Annotated in this window: 13 protein-coding genes; 4 read left to right on the top strand and 9 right to left on the bottom strand. The window is 58.2% G+C overall.

Annotated features, from left to right (window positions below; genetic code table 11):
- Positions 1-7: 7 nt before the first annotated feature.
- Positions 8-997, top strand: a complete 990-nt coding sequence (locus VQ830_RS11005; protein WP_337268135.1) for a type II secretion system F family protein — start codon at positions 8-10, stop codon at positions 995-997.
- Positions 998-1,046: 49 nt separating this feature from the next.
- Here the strand turns inward: VQ830_RS11005 and VQ830_RS11000 are convergent, their stop codons facing one another.
- Positions 1,047-1,874: a tetratricopeptide repeat protein gene (locus tag VQ830_RS11000; RefSeq protein ID WP_337268134.1), complete on the bottom strand. Its 828-nt coding sequence runs from the start codon at positions 1,872-1,874 to the stop codon at positions 1,047-1,049.
- 132 nt (positions 1,875-2,006) lie between these two features.
- Between VQ830_RS11000 and VQ830_RS10995 the strand changes: the two genes are divergently transcribed.
- The 3 genes from VQ830_RS10995 to VQ830_RS10985 all read left to right on the top strand — a co-directional run bounded on the left by VQ830_RS10995 (position 2,007) and on the right by VQ830_RS10985 (position 4,852).
- Positions 2,007-3,395, top strand: coding sequence for a leucyl aminopeptidase family protein (locus tag VQ830_RS10995; RefSeq protein WP_337268133.1), 1,389 nt, complete (start codon positions 2,007-2,009; stop codon positions 3,393-3,395).
- Positions 3,396-3,570: 175 nt separating this feature from the next.
- A complete protein-coding gene (locus tag VQ830_RS10990; RefSeq protein ID WP_337268179.1) occupies positions 3,571-3,921 on the top strand; it encodes a MarR family transcriptional regulator in 351 nt (116 codons plus the stop codon).
- Between the two features lie 79 nt (positions 3,922-4,000).
- Positions 4,001-4,852, top strand: a complete 852-nt coding sequence (locus VQ830_RS10985; protein ID WP_337268132.1) for a C40 family peptidase — start codon at positions 4,001-4,003, stop codon at positions 4,850-4,852.
- 32 nt (positions 4,853-4,884) lie between these two features.
- On the opposite strand, the gene VQ830_RS10980 is transcribed toward VQ830_RS10985, so the two are convergent.
- The 8 genes from VQ830_RS10980 to VQ830_RS10945 all read right to left on the bottom strand — a co-directional run bounded on the left by VQ830_RS10980 (position 4,885) and on the right by VQ830_RS10945 (position 15,750).
- Entirely contained in the window at positions 4,885-5,685 is an 801-nt protein-coding gene (locus VQ830_RS10980) for an ABC transporter permease (protein WP_337268178.1), read from the bottom strand.
- Positions 5,686-5,741: 56 nt separating this feature from the next.
- The gene (locus VQ830_RS10975; protein WP_337268131.1) at positions 5,742-6,692 is read right to left on the bottom strand and encodes an ABC transporter permease; all 951 of its coding nucleotides are present in this window, start codon (positions 6,690-6,692) and stop codon (positions 5,742-5,744) included.
- 156 nt (positions 6,693-6,848) lie between these two features.
- Positions 6,849-8,378, bottom strand: coding sequence for an ABC transporter substrate-binding protein (locus tag VQ830_RS10970; RefSeq protein ID WP_337268130.1), 1,530 nt, complete (start codon positions 8,376-8,378; stop codon positions 6,849-6,851).
- A 133-nt stretch (positions 8,379-8,511) separates the two neighbouring features.
- Positions 8,512-9,414, bottom strand: a complete 903-nt coding sequence (locus VQ830_RS10965) for a LysR family transcriptional regulator (RefSeq protein WP_337268177.1) — start codon at positions 9,412-9,414, stop codon at positions 8,512-8,514.
- A gap of 24 nt (positions 9,415-9,438) precedes the next feature.
- Positions 9,439-10,434: a P1 family peptidase gene (locus VQ830_RS10960; protein WP_337268129.1), complete on the bottom strand. Its 996-nt coding sequence runs from the start codon at positions 10,432-10,434 to the stop codon at positions 9,439-9,441.
- A 277-nt stretch (positions 10,435-10,711) separates the two neighbouring features.
- Positions 10,712-10,906, bottom strand: a complete 195-nt coding sequence (locus tag VQ830_RS10955) for a hypothetical protein (protein WP_337268128.1) — start codon at positions 10,904-10,906, stop codon at positions 10,712-10,714.
- A 549-nt stretch (positions 10,907-11,455) separates the two neighbouring features.
- A complete protein-coding gene (locus VQ830_RS10950; RefSeq protein ID WP_337268127.1) occupies positions 11,456-14,380 on the bottom strand; it encodes an aminotransferase in 2,925 nt (974 codons plus the stop codon).
- 128 nt (positions 14,381-14,508) lie between these two features.
- A complete protein-coding gene (locus tag VQ830_RS10945; protein ID WP_337268126.1) occupies positions 14,509-15,750 on the bottom strand; it encodes a hypothetical protein in 1,242 nt (413 codons plus the stop codon).
- Positions 15,751-15,752: the final 2 nt, after the last annotated feature.

Here is a 15,752-nt window from a genome sequence, read left to right as displayed (position 1 = left end):
CTGCCAAATGACGTCGGATACCGCCTCCAGCCTTCTTAATCCGGCGATGCTTCTCGCGTTTCTCGTGGCGATCGCCGTCTTCGCGACGCTCTACACGCTTGCAATTCCGTTTTTCGAACGCGGTGATCTCACCAAGCGGATGAAAGCAGTTTCCAGCGAGCGCGACCAGCTGCGCGCTCGCGCTCGCGCCCGCCATGCTGCCGACGGCCCCGGCAGCCGCGTCAATCTCAAGCCGCAGGACAATCTGTCGGTCAAGAAGCTCGTCGAGCGTTTCAATCTGAAGAAGGCGCTGGTCGATGAAAATACGATGGGAAAGCTGAAGGCAGCGGGATATCGCTCCGAAAATGCCTTGAACATGTTTCTGGCGGCGCGCTTTCTCCTGCCATTCGTCTTCCTCCTGTTGGGAGGCTTCTGGGTTTTCGGGCTTGAAAACCTGGCGGATCGTCCGCTGGGTGTGCGTCTTCTTGCAGTTCTCATCAGCGGCTATATCGGGTTCTATCTTCCGAATATTCTGTTGGCCAACAAGATCACCAAACGCCAGAAGTCGATCAAGAAGGCTTGGCCCGATGCGCTCGACCTTCTTTTGATCTGCGTCGAGTCGGGTATTTCCATGGAAGCGGGAATGCGCCGCGTTGCGGAAGAATTGGGAGAAGTCTCACCGCCGCTCGCCGAGGAAATGGTATTGACGACGGCCGAGCTGTCGTTTCTGCCGGATCGGCGTATGGCGCTCGAAAACCTTGGAACCCGCACCCGCATTCCAATCGTTCAGGCCGTCATGCAGGCGCTGATCCAGGCTGATCGCTACGGAACGCCGATTGCACAGGCGCTGCGCGTGCTGGCGCAGGAGGGGCGTGACGAGCGGATGAACGAGGCCGAGAAAAAGGCCGCTGCACTGCCGCCGAAGCTGACTGTGCCGATGATCCTGTTCTTCCTGCCGGTTCTTGTGATGGTGATCCTCGGACCGGCCATCATCCAGGTCATCGACCGCTTCCATTAGACTTGCGGTCAAGACCTTCAGCGAAAGGCGACGCCCGAATATCAGCCGATCAGTTTGTGTTGGATGGGCTCGCTTTGTCCTTGGCTGCCAGCTTCTGCCAGGAATTTTGCTGGGACAGCATACCGCGCAGGTAGGCAAGATTTGCCTCGGCCTGCTGCGGTGACAATTCCCGCTTGGCAATCTGTTCTGCCTCGGCAAAGCGACCTTGAAGACCGACAGAAAGCGCAAGATTTTGCCTGACCCGGCTATCTGCTCCCGGTTGCGCAGAGGCTTGGCGCAAATAGGTTTCAGCAGTGCGAGCATCGCCGCTGAGGAGATAGGACATACCAAGATTAGAAAGAACGGATGGTTCGTTCGGCGCAATGTCGAGGGCGTCGCGATAGCTGCGGCGCGCCTCTTCGGTTTTACCCATCTGATCGAGCACGGCGCCGCGTGCCGACAACAAGCGCCAATCCGGGCGATCAGGGGTCTGTGCGCGGTCAAGCGTATCGAGCGCCTGTTGAAGTTGCCCCGCAGCAGCTTGTGCCTTGCCATAAGCGGCCAGTACGGTGCGATCGGTGGGATTGGCAATGGCAACCTGTTGCATGACGGCGAGAGCCTGCGCGTCGCGACCTGCCATGCGCAGCATCGCGGCGTAATTGACGCCATTGACCGGATCGCGGGGATTTTTCTCGTAGATGCGTCCTGCAGCCTCGGTCGCCGAGCGCAGTTGGTTCTGGTTCGTGCCATCAACCGGCTGGCTGTACTTCGGGATCGAACCGGTCGTGAGGCGATCTTTCGAATTCGTGGAACAGCCGGAAAGAGCGATCACCAGAAGGGAGTAAGCGACCCCTGTTCTCAGCTGTTTTCCAGATAAATGGCGGTATTTGGCAATCATGGCGCTTTCCCGATCATCACGCGTGCGACCCAATGCGGAACAGGAAAGGTTTTGACGCAATCTTCGCTAAAGCAATAATCTGTTAACCCTAATGAATCGTTAAATCAGACCGAGAGGCGACCCGAGGATCTCATGCCCTACCAGTTCATAGAGCGCGCTTACCCCTTCAACACAAAGGGCGGCGCAACGCTGCCGATATTTGCGGTAACGCCCGCCCATATTGAAACGGGATCGATCGACCCAATTGCCCTCGATTGGGCGAAGAAGGCCGGCTGGAAAGCCGAAAGCGGCTCGCTTCTGTTGATTCCCAAGGAAGATGGGCATCTTGGCGGTGCCTTGTTCGGGCTTGGCTCGAACCCCTCCGAACAGCCCTATATTACCGGTAAACTCGCACGCACGTTGCCAGCCGGCGACTGGCACATCGAAATCGCCCCTTTGACGGCGAATCGCCTGACGCTCGGCTTTGGCCTCGGCAGCTATCGCTTTGATCGCTACAAATCGGAAAAACCTGCTGCTGCAACCTTGATGATCCCGCGCGATGCCGATGCAGCCGATATCAAGCGTCAGCTGTCTGGCGTCTTCCTGGCGCGCGATCTGATTAATACACCGACCAACGATATGGGGCCGAATCAGCTGGAAGAGGCCTTCCGTGCGTTGGCGACTTTCTACAAAGCCGAGTTCTCCGTGATTCGAGGAAAGGATCTTCTGGAGAAGAACTTTCCCCTTATTCATACGGTTGGCCGGGCCAGCGCTGACGAGCCTCGCCTGTTGGAATTGAAATGGGGCAAGAAGGGACACCGCAAGGTTACCCTCGTCGGCAAGGGCGTCTGCTTTGATACCGGCGGGCTGGACATCAAGCCGTCTTCCTCCATGCTTTTGATGAAGAAGGACATGGGAGGCGCTGCCAACGTCATGGGCCTGGCGCTGATGATCATGGACGCGAAGTTGAAGGTCGATCTTCATGTCGTCGTGCCGGCGGTCGAAAATTCGATCGCGGGAAATGCCTTCCGGCCTGGCGATATTTACAAGAGCCGCAAGGGTCTGACCGTCCAGATCGATAACACCGACGCAGAAGGACGGTTGATCCTCGCCGACGCACTGGCCTATGCCGATGAGCGCGAGCCGGATCTGATGATCGACATGGCCACCTTGACGGGTGCGGCGCGTGTCGCACTCGGTCCCGACTTGCCGCCATTCTTCACGGACGATGAGGACCTTGCGGACAGACTGTCCGATGCAAGCTTCGAAACCGACGATCCGTTGTGGCGCATGCCGCTTTACGCTGGTTATGAAAAAGATATCCGCGCGAAATTTGCCGATATCACCAATGCACCGTCCGGCGGCATGGCCGGCGCCATCACAGCCGCCCTGTTTCTCAGGCGCTTCGTGGAGAAGGCAAAGAGCTGGGTTCATTTCGATATTTTCGGCTGGGCGCCCACCGAGCGACCGCATTCGCCTGGTGGCGGCGAGGCACAGGCGATCCGCGCCCTGTTCCACTATCTGCGCCAATCGGTCCGTTAGGACTTCTGATCAAGGCAGCGGCGCGAGTTTCTCGCGCCGTTTATTTTTCGTTTACCACAGCAACGAAGGCAACGTTGCCTTCCCCGCCTGGGCGAACCAAAATGAGACACTGAGCGCACCGGTCAGTGGCCGGTCATTCATGAAGAATCGCGCTCTTCGCCGGTTTGGAGGGGCTTTGCCAATCGAATTGACTGCATCACAGGCTCTGGGGCTTTGGCACCGTGTCGCCCTTGAGCAGGTTCGCCAGGGCGAGGGCGACCTCACCTTACGTCAGATGGCGATCCTCCTGCATATCTATCTTATTCCGCCACCGCATACTGTCAGAGCATTGGCCGCAACGCTTGGCGTCACCAAGCCAGTGATCACGCGTGCTCTCGACACAATGGGGGAAAAAGGTCTTGTGGATCGCGTGCGCGATGATACCGATCGCCGCAATGTCCTGATTAAGCGCACCGTTGGCGGCGCACTCTATCTTGAGAAGCTAGGGGATGTCATTCGCTTGCAGGGACGCGATCTTGGCGCCTGAAGCCTGTTATCGTGCTATCCATGGGGTAGACGCCCTCCGCGATGTATGCCGCTCCACAAAGCATGGGAGACCCTAAATCATGACCGAGCTTGATCGTCGCCTGAACGCCTATCGACCCGACCTTGCCGACGCTTCGCTCAAAGGACTGGTGGAAGCTGCGCGCTTTGCGTCCGGCGAGGCTGGCCGTGTGACCGTTCCCGTCATTGCGCTGCGGCCGCAGCCTGAGGTCGAGCGTGGTATCGACACCGAAATCTTGTACGGCGAAGAGATCACGATCTTCGAGCGTCGCAATGGCTGGTGCTGGGGCAAGGCTCTATCGGATGGCTATGTCGGCTACCTGCCTGAGGAGGCGGTCAGCTTGGCGAAGCCGGCGCCTACCCATATCGTCACGGTCCCAAGAACCTTCGTTTATCCAGAGCCTGAATTGCGAAAGCCTCATGTCGCAACGCTGTCCATGGGAAGTCGCGTGACGGTTGCCGAACATGCCGAGGCAAGAGGGAACCATTATATCGTCCTGAGCAACGGGAAGGCGCTGTTCTCCCGTCACGTGCGTCCACTCACTGAGCCGCCGGAAGAGGATTATGTCGCGGTTGCCGCGCGGTTTTTGGAAACGCCTTACCTATGGGGTGGGCGTTCGGGTTTCGGCATCGACTGTTCGGGTCTCGTGCAGCTGGCTATGTTGATGGCCGGGCAGTCCGCACCGCGCGATACCGATATGCAGGCGTCAGGGCTTGGCATGCCGATCGACCGGAGCGACTTGACGCACGGCGATTTGGTGTTCTGGAAGGGCCATGTTGCGATCATGGAAGACGCTGAAACGATGATTCACGCCAACGGCAACACGATGACGGTGGCGCGAGAGAGGCTCGATGATGCCATCGCCCGCATCGGCCATCTTTATGGGCAGCCGACGCAATATCGGCGCCCTTGACCGTTGCAGTTTGATCGCGGTAGGGCTGGCGATCAATAGCCTGTGTCGCGAGGATCGAGAAGCGCGTTCAAGCCATCTCCGAGGAGATTGAAGCCCAGAACGGCAAGGGCGATGACTAGGCCTGGCAGGATGGCCAGCCACGGCGCGAGGCTGAGGAAGGTTTGCGCATCGGCAAGCATACGGCCCCAACTTGGCGCAGGAGGGGCGGGCCCAAGACCAAGAAAGCTGAGACCTGCTTCCGTCAGAACGGCAAGTCCAAGCTGGGTGGCAGACTGTATGAGGATCTGGTTGGCGATGTTTGGCAGGACGTGATGCAGCGAGATAGAAAATCGGCTGTTGCCGATGGCGCGGGCGGCCATCACATAAGCTTGGCTCCATGCCTGCCGTGCCGTGGCGAGCGTAAGCCGGGCAAAGACGGGCACCATGAACGTGGCTATGGCGATGATTGCCGTAAAGCGTCCCTGTCCAAGAAATGCGCCGAGTATCATCGCTGATAAAATGGGCGGTAGAGCGAATAATATATCGCAAATGCGCATGAGGATCGTTTCCGCCAGCCCGCGTAGGGCGGCAGCGCTAATGCCAAGAAATGATCCGACAACGCCGCCGATGAACACCGCGCTTACGGCGATCGATAGGGAATTCCAGGCGCCAGCCATCAGCATGGATAAGACATCCCTGCCGAACTGGTCCGTTCCCAGCACGCCGAAGCTCAGAGGCGGCTGGAGCTTGTGGACAATCTGCATTCGACTTGGTGGTGCCGGGGTCCAAAAAAGCGAAAGCGCTGCGGTGCCGCAGAGCATGCCGATGATGATCGCGCCGATCCAAAAGCGCATCGAGCTTCGGCGCCGGTGCTTCAGGTTCCATAGGAGACGGATGGACATTGAGATCGTCATGCGCTCTCGCTTCGCAAGCGCGGGTCGACCGCAAGATAGCTGAGGTCGACCAGGAAATTGACGATGATGACGAGACCGGCAAATACAAGAACGACATCTTGCATCACAACGATGTCGCGCTGCGAAAGGGCCTGGTAGGCAAGCCGCCCGAGACCAGGCAGATTGAACACGTTTTCGACGAGAACGGATCCTGCCACGAGGAATGTGAATTGCAGGCCGAGGATTGCGAGCATGGGCACGAGAGCATTCGGCACGCAATGTTGCCAAAGGATCCGTCTGGCAGAAAGGCCCTTTGCCAGAGCCGTACGGGCATAGGGCTGCTGGCGCGTTTCCAGAACGGCAGCGCGAACCACCCGCGTCATCACGCCGGCTTGCGGTATGGCAAGCGAGACCGCGGGCATCAACAGCGCCGTCAAAGCTGACCAGGGAGCCGAAGACCAGCCGGGAAATCCGCCAGACGGCAAGATCCCAAGCCGCGTCGAAAATAGAAGAATAAGAAGAAGGCCTGTCCAAAAGGCCGGAACCGCAATGGATGTTTGCGCAAAAAAGGTCGCAAAATTGTCGATCGCGCCGCCTCTTCTGGCGGCTGCGCTAGCCCCCAGAGGCAGGGCGATCGCGACGGAAAGGAGAATTGCCATGAGAGCCAGTGGCAAGGTCACCGTCAGGCGTTCGGCAATGAGATCGGCAACAGGCACGCCATAGGTATAGGATCGTCCAAAGTCGCCATGCGCTACACCCGCCAACCAGTGCAGGTAACGCAGGAGAACAGGCTGGTTGAGCCCCATCTCCTCCCTTAACGCGGCCAGCGTATCTGGAGAGGCGGAGGTGCCGAGCGTTATAGAGGCAGGATCTCCCGGCAGAACGTCCATGACCACGAAGATTAGCAGCGAAACAGCAGCCAGGGTTAAAAACAGCCCCGCGAGCCGGCGCAGCATGATGGCGATCATCGGCAGCCCTTCGCCCGCGATTGAGCGGAACGAGGATCGATTGGCTCATGCACCGCGCTTTTCCATCGCGTTGAGGTGCAGCCGACACGCAACGGACGCGATACTGACGTCGACCTACGCATCAGCCATCTCCATCCGCCTTCGTCATGATCGCTTTCAATCCATCCAGGATGCATTTGTCAAAACATTGGATGGGATCGGCTCATTGACCCAAAGACCTTTGAGCTTTTTGTCCCACACGCCAAGCTTCGGCATGACGAAGAGGTAGAGAGCAGGCACGTCTTCAGCCAGTATCTTTTGTGCATCGCCGTAAAGTTTTGCCTGCACGGCCGGATCGCTCGTTGCTTGAATTTTCGTCATCAGATCATTGAAGGCGGGGTTCTTGTAATTGAAGTAGTAGCCGTCGCGCGCATAGATATCGATGTCCAGCGGCTCTGCATGGGCAACGATCGTCATGTCGTAATTGGATGCCTTGAAAACATCGGCAACCCATTTGGCCGGAAATTCGCTGGTTTCGATCGACATGGTCACGCCGATATCGGCAAACATCGCCTGCATGACCTGAGCGCTGCGCTGCGCATAGCTCATTTGCGGCACCTTGATGGTGAAGCTCAGGCCGTTCGGATAGCCTGCCTCGGCAAGCAGGGCTTTGGCCTTTTCCGCATCGTAGGGCAGGAGCGTCGTCGTATCAATAAAACCTGGATCGTTGGGCGTGTAGTGGCTGCCGATCGGCGTTCCAAGGTTCGACCATGCGCCGTCGATGATCGTCTTGCGATCAAGCGCCATCATCAGCGCCTGGCGCACCCGCTTGTCGTTGAACGGCTTGCGGCTGTTGTTCATTCCGGCCACGACCTTCAATTCGGTGTTGCCGATTTCGACGGTCAGACGGTCATCCCCTTTGAAGCTCTCGATCAACTCCGGCGCAGTCAGCTCCGGAAAGGCGTCGACATCGCCGGATTTGAGAGCGGCAGCTTGCGCTTGAGGATCGGGAATGAACCTGAAGCTGACCTTATCGAGCTTAACGGAAGCAGATTTGTCCCAGTAGTCGCCGTTTCTTTCCATCTCGACCCTGTCGCCCTTGACCCAGCGCACGAACCGGAAGGGTCCCGTCCCGATAGGGTTGGTCTTGTTAGTCTCGGCAGAATTGGGTGAGACCATGACCGAAGCCGGCCAGCCGAGCCAGTAAAGCAAGCTTCCGGTCGGGGCGGAAAGATGCAGGACGAGCGTTCGCGGATCTGGTGTTTCGATCGAAGCGATCGAAGCGAAAAAGCGCTTCTGCGGGTTGATGGACGCTTCGCCGCGTGCGCGGTCCAGCGAGAACTTGGCGGTCGATGAATCGAAGGCGCTACCATCATGGAATTTGACGCCTTCGCGCAGCCTGAACGTGTAGGTCAGAAGATCGGGCGAAATCTGCCAGCTTTCAGCCAATTGCGGGCGCACCTTTCCGTCTTCACCGATCGTCACCAGCCCTTCGAAGACATTCTGCCAAGTGACCTGGCCGATTGCCACAGGCGCCGCTGCCGTCGGATCAAGGCCCGCCGGCTCGATGCTCATGCCGAGATTGAGACTTGTTTTTGCCGCATGCGCCGGGGCAAGGCTGAGCATCAGCCCGAGGGCAAGAGCGGCGCCAAATCCCACCTTCTCAAAGTGGCGGCCCGCAAACATGCGAAGGGGGGGCAAGCTCATGTTCATCATCCTGTTCTGGCAACCCCAAGGGCTCAGCGGCCGCTCATTGATCCATGTATCGTTTTTGTGTTCTCGGTGTATCGGAAAACGATACGCAGATAAAGCCCCTGGCGGTCTGGCCTTGATAGGAAGGTTACCGAGCGACTTGCTCGCGCATGAACTCGTCCAGAAAGCCGATCAGTTTCTTTGCCGCGAATGAAAGCTGACGATCCGGGGCGATCAACAGATCGATCCGGGTGCGGATTGCGGCGCTGTCTTCAAGCGGGACGGCAACAAGCCGGCCGGCCTTAATATCGCGAAGCATGGTCTGAGCTGGGAGCAAAGTTGCCGCCACCCCTTGCAGCATCAGCTCACGCAGCATTTCCAAGGAGCTTGTCACGAAGAGCGGATCAACGCTCGCCCTCTCCTTGCGCAACAGTGCATCGAAGCTTTGGCGGAAGCCGAAAGAGCCGTCCGGCAGAGCCAGCGAAACGTGCAATACATCGTCAAGGCTGACCTGCTTCTTGCAGGCCAGCGGATGAGCGGCGCCGACAATAAGGTCATAGCGCACCTCGGCATGAAGGCGAATGTCGAGATCGGGCGCTGGCGGCGTAAACAAGGTGATGGCCATATCCGCAAAAGCATCGCGCACAGCCTCCACGGCCTGAGGCGCACTGCCGATCGTCACCTCGAACCGGAGCTTCGGATATTGCAGGCTGAAGGCGGCCAAGGCTGGACCGAGCAGGTAGGCAACGCTCGCGCCGCTCGCATAGATGTTGACGCGGCCGCGTTCAAGGTCTTTGAGATCTTCGATGAGCCGTTCCACATAATCGAGCTCACGCAAGGTCCGTCCGGCCTGGCTCGCCAGCAACTCTCCTGCAGCCGTCAGCGTGACGCCTCTCGTGCTTCGCTCGACCAGCGGTGCGCCGAAATGCTCTTCCAGATTTTCGATCTGACGGCTGATCGCGGTCGGGGCGACGTTAAGGTTCTCGGCCGCCTGACGCATGGATTTGGTGCGAACCAGTTCATCAAAATAAAGAAGGGCTTTGAGTTGCATCGACATGGGCAGTGTTTCTGTTCGTTAAGCCGGCTGACCGAAGCGATCCGACCAGGCGGGCTGCGCCCCGTCATAGGGGAGGGCGTTGGCGTGATAAACGCCTTTCGCGACCGCCCTCGCCATGACGATAGTGGCAAGGTGGCACAACTCCATCAGCGTGCCGACATCCTGAACCGGCTTGTGGCCGGTCGAGGCCGAAAATACGGTATCGCCGTCAAACGGAAGATGCGCCGGCAGTAGGGCACGCGCCAGCCCGTCATGTCCCATGATCGCAAGACGATGGGCTTCGGCTTTGGTCAGAACCGCGTCTGTGACAACGAGGCCGATCGTGGTCGCGGTGATCTTGAAGCCCTTCAGGCGCATCGCAATATGCGAGGCATCAAACTGCGCGGGCAGGCCGAGGCCGCCATATTCCTTGTCCCGTTCATAAGGCGCCGCCCAGAAGTGCGGCCCCTCACCGATGAGCGGCGAGCCGAGCGCGTTGACGGCGACGATGGCGCCAACGCGGTGGCCTTCCGCCGTGCGTGCGCTGGCCGAACCCAAGCCGCCCTTCACCGATGCTGTGGTCGCGCCGGTGCCTGCACCGACGCTGCCCAGCGCAAAAGCGCCCTTTTCGGCCGCCCTATAGGCGGCGTAACCTAGCTCGGTATAAGGAGAGTAGCGTCCCCATTCCTTATCGCCGCCATTCAACAGGTCCATTAAAATCGCCTGCGGCACGATGGGCACACGCTTGTCGCCGACCAGAAAGCCGCGGCCGTCCTCCCGCAGGCCGGCCTGCATGCCCCCGGCCGCATCTAGCCCGAAGGCCGAGCCACCCGATAATACGAAGGCATCAACCTCGCCAACCGTCATTGAGGGATCTAAAAGCGCCGTATCACGTCCGCCCGGTGCTCCGCCAAGGACAAGCCCGGAGGCTTTCGCCGGACTATCAAAAACGATGGCAGTTACACCGGAACCAAGCTTGAGGTCGGTTGCATGCCCGACACGGACCCCTTCGATATCGGTGAGAAGATTGAGCATGTCTTTTCCTCGCAGAAGCCGATGGCGGTGAAGTCGGGCCTATCCTTCGCGCAATTTCGGGACAACGGCAAGCGCATGAGAAGGGAGCTGACACACCAAAGCATTGGCGAGGTGCTGCCATAAACACATCGCGCCCGAATGGTCCATTCGGGCGCGATATCAATATTATGAAATTTTTATTCACGTCAGCGCAGCGGGCTCTGCAAAAATTGTCACTGACTTTCAGCGCAGTGCCCGAATGCGGCTGGCGAAATGGTGATGTGAGATCGCTTTCGCCTCAGGCGTGAATGGGTCGGGGCGCGCGACGCGTCATCAAATCATGGATGGCATGCTTGACCTCCGCCGGAGAGTTGAACTGCTGCTCGTCCAGGTCATGGACGTGAAATTTCACAGCAATGAACTTCAACCTGTCCTCGTGAGGGACCACGATGCCGACGGGCACGCCTGCATATTCAATTACTTCTTTTTTCATGCGTAGTACTCCTGCGGTGCGGTAAGCACCAGCGAATGACGAACTGACTTGTCTGGACCGTTTAACGGGGGACGAAGGTCACATTCGACAGCTCGGGCGGGAGGTGGCGCCCGGACGGTCATTGCAAAGTGCAAACCGCCCGATGACGCTTTTGAGCACGGCAAATTCAGTCATGTCTTGCTCCTTGCGGTTGGCGTTGCACTTGTCGGCATTCCTGCCGACGCGCTACCGATCTCTACACTGCTGGTAGAATATATTCGGTAGTGAACCGGAAATATATTCCGAAAAATGTCAAAATGGCGACGATCCGAAAAATATCATTCCACTTTCTTCTCGTTCCACTGAAGAAACTTTACGCGTCTTCTGTGCAAGCTCGATGACAGTGATCACCGTTTCGACTGCGGACGAGAGATAGGAAGTTGCTCTGATTCCGGCAATGGGACTTTTATTAAAAAACGGTCATCTCGCAAAATGAACAAAATGGTTAATGGCCGCAGCCGTCTCAGCCGCGACGACCGTTTCATGGCCTGCTGTGTCAGCGACCGAGTTCTAAGCGAGTTCTAGGAGTGTCATGTCCAGCATATCGATAAAGAAGTCGGCGCTGTCACGTGAGATGCAAAGCGGCGGCTTGATCTTCAGAATGTTCAAATGATCGCCTGTCGGTTGCATGATGACACCAAGTTCCAGGAGCCGCTCGCATATCAGTGCGGTTTCATGCGTTGCCGGTTCAAGCGTTTCGGCGTCACGCACAAATTCGGCACCGAGGTAAAGCCCCATGCCGTGGACCGCGCCAAGCAGAGGATGCTTCTCGGCAAGCGCCTCCAGACGCGACCTCAGGTGCGCCCCGATCTGCCGGGCATTTTCCTGAAGGTTGTCGGCCTGCATGACATCAAGAACGGCCATCCCGACAGCGCAGCTGACAGGGCTGCCTCCGGACGACGAAAAGAAATAGCCTTCTCGTTCCAGCGAGGCGGCGATCTCTTTGGTTGTGATCACGGCACCGAGCGGATGTCCGTTGCCCATGCACTTTGCCAAGGTAATGATATCAGGCCTCACGCCCTGTTCTTCGAACCCCCAGAAATGATCGCCAAGCCGGCCGTATCCGACCTGCACCTCATCGGCGATGCAAAGCCCACCGCGCGCGCGAACTTCTTGATAGATGCCGGCAAGATAGCCTGCCGGAAGGCGAAGACCGCCAGCGCTGCCGTAGACCGCTTCGCAAATAAAGCCGGCGAGCCCCGCTCCGCTAAGTTCGATCAGGTCAAGCTTGCTGCGCGCTGCCTGAAGATAGGCTTCTGCTGCATTTTCACCTCTGAATTCGCCGCGATAGGTATTGGGGCAGGCGATGGCATGAACCCATGCCGGCCGCGTCTCCAATGCGCGCGGATTGTCCGCAATCGAGGTCGAAATGGCATCGCTGGCCACAGACCAGCCGTGATAGGCTTCCAGCAGGCACAGCATGTTTCGTGCGCCAGTATGGGCCCAGGCAAGACGCAAGGCGAGGTCGTTTGCCTCAGATCCGCTATTGACCAGAAAGACTGTATCGAGACCTTCAGGGGCAAGCGATGCAAGCCGCGCACTGAATTCGGCAACGAGACCGTAATGAAAACGGGAGTTGGTGTTGAGCTTTTGCCATTGCGCCGCGGCAACCTCGGCAATGTAGGGATGTCCATGCCCGAGGATGGTGACATTGTTGACCATGTCGAGATAGGCGCGGCCCTTTACATCGAAAAGATATTCGCGCCAGCCGCGCTCGATCTGGGGTGGTGTCGCATAATAATGCTTTTGTGGAGCCGCAAAATGGGCTTGCCGAAGAGCGAGAGATTGTGCGTCATCAGGCTGTTGCGCTTCGGCAGATGCGCCAAGCAGATGCTTCATGGACGGACATAAGATGGTCCAGGCCCCAGCCTCGCGTGAAGTCGCAAAAAGAGGTGGATCGGCCAGATCGGGCTGGCAGAGCTGCAGGCGAAGTCCGCCCAGCGCGCCCTCTTCACCGCTGACGGCCCCGAGCAGCTGACCGGCTTCGACGACAGCCTCGCCTTCAAGGTCCGTCTCGATGCCATCAAGATGCAGGCTCAGCATATCGCCGTTCAGGATCAGGTGCTGGTTGTTCCACGAAATACGGCCGGCAAAAGGGGCGGCAATGGAGGTGCGGGCTGGCAAGCAAAGGTCTGAATGCAGGGCAAAACTCGCTGGTTCGCCGGCGCTGAGCGGAGCGGCCCGTGACAGGCGATACTCCCCATAGCGGGTTGCGGCAGCACCGGTTTCGGACGCCGTGCGCGCCAAGAGCCGCCAGTCGAAATCGGGTTCGCGCCAGTTGCCGTCCACGAAATGCGGACCGTCGATACTGAGGTCGAGAAAGGCGATCTCGTTCTGCAGGTTCGGAAAGATTGCCGACCAGCTGCTGGTATCAGGGGCAGCGGGCGCAAAGCCTGTTGCCTGCAGGATCGCGGCTTCCATAAGGTCGAAGGACATTCCCGTCGCGACATCGAAGATTTGTCGTTCGGCGGCGAGGTTGCCGAGCACGTAATCGTTCTGCGGATCGACCGCAAGCTGCTGCTCGCTGCTTGCGACGAGAATGACGGCCCGCGCCACGATCAATGGCCAGAGGGCTTTGGCTTCGACTTCCTCGAGAGGATAGATGGCGTGATAGGCGGCGATCGCCGGCAGCATATCGAATGGATTGCCGCCCGTCTGGTGCAAGAGGGCCGCGCAGGTGACGGCAAGATCGCCGGCTCGCCAGCCGCTGATAATATCGCCGAAGTCGATGACGCCATCAGGGATCAAAAGACCCGCCTCATTGACCTTGCCGACCACATTGTCGGCGGTGACATCATGATGGACAGCCTGCACGCGAAGGTGAGGTGCGAGCGGCTGAATGCGCCTTACCGCCGCAACCATGGCCTTTGCGATGCGGTCGCGCGCAGCGCCGTCGGTAATGGCCGAGAGAAGCTGAACGGCCACTGGCCCAGCGCGTCGCAAATCCCATTGCAGATTTCGGTCGAGGCCGGGATGATTGAAGTCGGACAAGGCAAGGGCAAGTCTTGCGCAAAGCGCGCCCAGGGCCGAGATGGCGGCCTGAGGCAGACGCTGCGCATCTTTCAGGCTCTCGCCCTCCAGATAGCCAAGCAGCCTTACTTTGTAGGTCTGATCGCGGACGAGAACATCGACAATCTCCTGCCCATCCGCGGTCGGCACGACCGAGGGCACGCGCGGAGCGCCGTCGATGGCGCGAAGATGCGCGAGCGCCGCGATCTGAGCTTCCAACTCTTGTGTCTCATAGGCGGCATGGCAGATTTTCAGCACATAGCGGCCGCTATCGCTTGTCAGCTGGTAATTTCGGTCTTGCTGGCTTCCCAGTTCGGAAAGGGTGCCGGAAAGATGATAGTGCTCGGCGAGGATGTGCGCGGCCTCGTCGGCCGTAACATCCGGACGTGGCAATTCCATACGATCGACAGGCGTCTCTCCGGCCATGACGTTTCCTCAATACGATTCGATACGGTCGAGCCGATCATTGGGCTTTTTCCACTGCTTAGCAATGCTGAAGCGTTTTGCGCTTGTTGATTGTATCTCGGTGATTGTCAGGACCGGCGGTATCAACCTCAGGCCGTCTTGAGGGGAGCCTGCTGCGACATAGGATCGATTTCCTGCCGCCCCTCATTGAATTTCAGGAAATTGATCAACAACCACACCAGTCCTGCGGTCTTCATCGAGAAGATCGAGGTCGCTCCGATCATCAGGTTAAGGAACATGAAAAGGCAAACGGCATGTCCGAGGCGCTTCTGGTTCGCTGTCTTCCCACCCGGATAAAGCGAGATGAAGAGCCAGAACAAGATAAGGCCGAAAATCGTCGCGCCGTAGGTGATGTAGACGTAGCCGCTATCGACGTACACCGTCGCCTTGTCGAGTTCGAGGCCGAGTGTTGCCTGCAGGTCCATGTCGATGATGTTGCGCACAGTTCCGCTGATGCGCCCGACGAAATCGTCCTCATGCGCATCCGGCCGGAAGGAGTGGATGATAAAGCCGACGGCCACGATGCCCGGCATCATGAAGATATCGAGAACCTTCGGAATAAAGGGATAGATGAAATAGCCGACGATGCTGAGGAGCGAAAAGATCAGCATGGTGCGTGCGTCATTGGTGATCAGAATGAGGATCGCGGTGCTAAGGCACAAGAGCTTGTCGAAGACGTTGAGCCGGTTGATGAAACCGACGAGATAAATGGTCATTACGCCCGCATAATTGGCGTTCGACACCTGCTCGAGAAAGATCGAGGAGGAACGGTGGTCGATGATGCCGAACGAAAAGCGGCCGGGAAAGCCGAGCGCACCGCGAAAAAGACCGAGGTCGCTGTAGGTGGCGGGAGGGACGCCGCGCGTATTGAGGAAATATTCCGCAGGGTGAACCAGGGAGACGTAAGTCTTCACCGAAAAGATTTCGATTAGAAGCATGATCAGGACGGCCAGCGTGCAGGTCCTGAAAACCAGCTTCAGCGTCCGCTCGTTGCACCAGCGTCCGAGAACCGTGAAGGAGAAGATGATCATCACATTGCGCAGATGATCGATATAGACAGAGCGGTTGACAACGATGACGTACACTGTGAGGGCAATGGTGGCGAGCAGATACCCGAGCGGAATGAGATCTTCTTCGTAGATGCCTTTGTAGAGGATATAGCCGATGCTGTAGGTCAGGATCAGGATTTCGCTCAGCACCACGATCGATGGGCCGAGCGGCATGATATTGTGATTGATGAAGGCAAGGATCGCATTATAGGTCACGCCGAGCACGCCGACGGCAAGAATGCTCCAGTCGATCTTCTCCTTCTCGAGCAATTTGTCGTCCACGG

The sequence above is a fragment of the Oryzifoliimicrobium ureilyticum genome (genome assembly GCF_037199735.1).
GTDB classification, from domain to species: domain Bacteria; phylum Pseudomonadota; class Alphaproteobacteria; order Rhizobiales; family Rhizobiaceae; genus Rhizobium; species Rhizobium ureilyticus.
This window is presented reverse-complemented; position numbering and strand designations above follow the sequence as displayed.

Coding starts and splice junctions, on each gene's coding strand:
- VQ830_RS11005 (WP_337268135.1), top strand. CDS start 8: ATGACGTCGGATACCGCCTCCAGCCTTCTTAATCCGGCGATGCTTCTC.
- VQ830_RS10985 (WP_337268132.1), top strand. CDS start 4,001: ATGACCGAGCTTGATCGTCGCCTGAACGCCTATCGACCCGACCTTGCC.
- VQ830_RS11000 (WP_337268134.1), bottom strand. CDS start 1,874: ATGATTGCCAAATACCGCCATTTATCTGGAAAACAGCTGAGAACAGGG.
- VQ830_RS10995 (WP_337268133.1), top strand. CDS start 2,007: ATGCCCTACCAGTTCATAGAGCGCGCTTACCCCTTCAACACAAAGGGC.
- VQ830_RS10960 (WP_337268129.1), bottom strand. CDS start 10,434: ATGCTCAATCTTCTCACCGATATCGAAGGGGTCCGTGTCGGGCATGCA.
- VQ830_RS10965 (WP_337268177.1), bottom strand. CDS start 9,414: ATGCAACTCAAAGCCCTTCTTTATTTTGATGAACTGGTTCGCACCAAA.
- VQ830_RS10975 (WP_337268131.1), bottom strand. CDS start 6,692: ATGATCGCCATCATGCTGCGCCGGCTCGCGGGGCTGTTTTTAACCCTG.
- VQ830_RS10970 (WP_337268130.1), bottom strand. CDS start 8,378: ATGAGCTTGCCCCCCCTTCGCATGTTTGCGGGCCGCCACTTTGAGAAG.
- VQ830_RS10950 (WP_337268127.1), bottom strand. CDS start 14,380: ATGGCCGGAGAGACGCCTGTCGATCGTATGGAATTGCCACGTCCGGAT.
- VQ830_RS10955 (WP_337268128.1), bottom strand. CDS start 10,906: ATGAAAAAAGAAGTAATTGAATATGCAGGCGTGCCCGTCGGCATCGTG.
- VQ830_RS10980 (WP_337268178.1), bottom strand. CDS start 5,685: ATGCGCTTTTGGATCGGCGCGATCATCATCGGCATGCTCTGCGGCACC.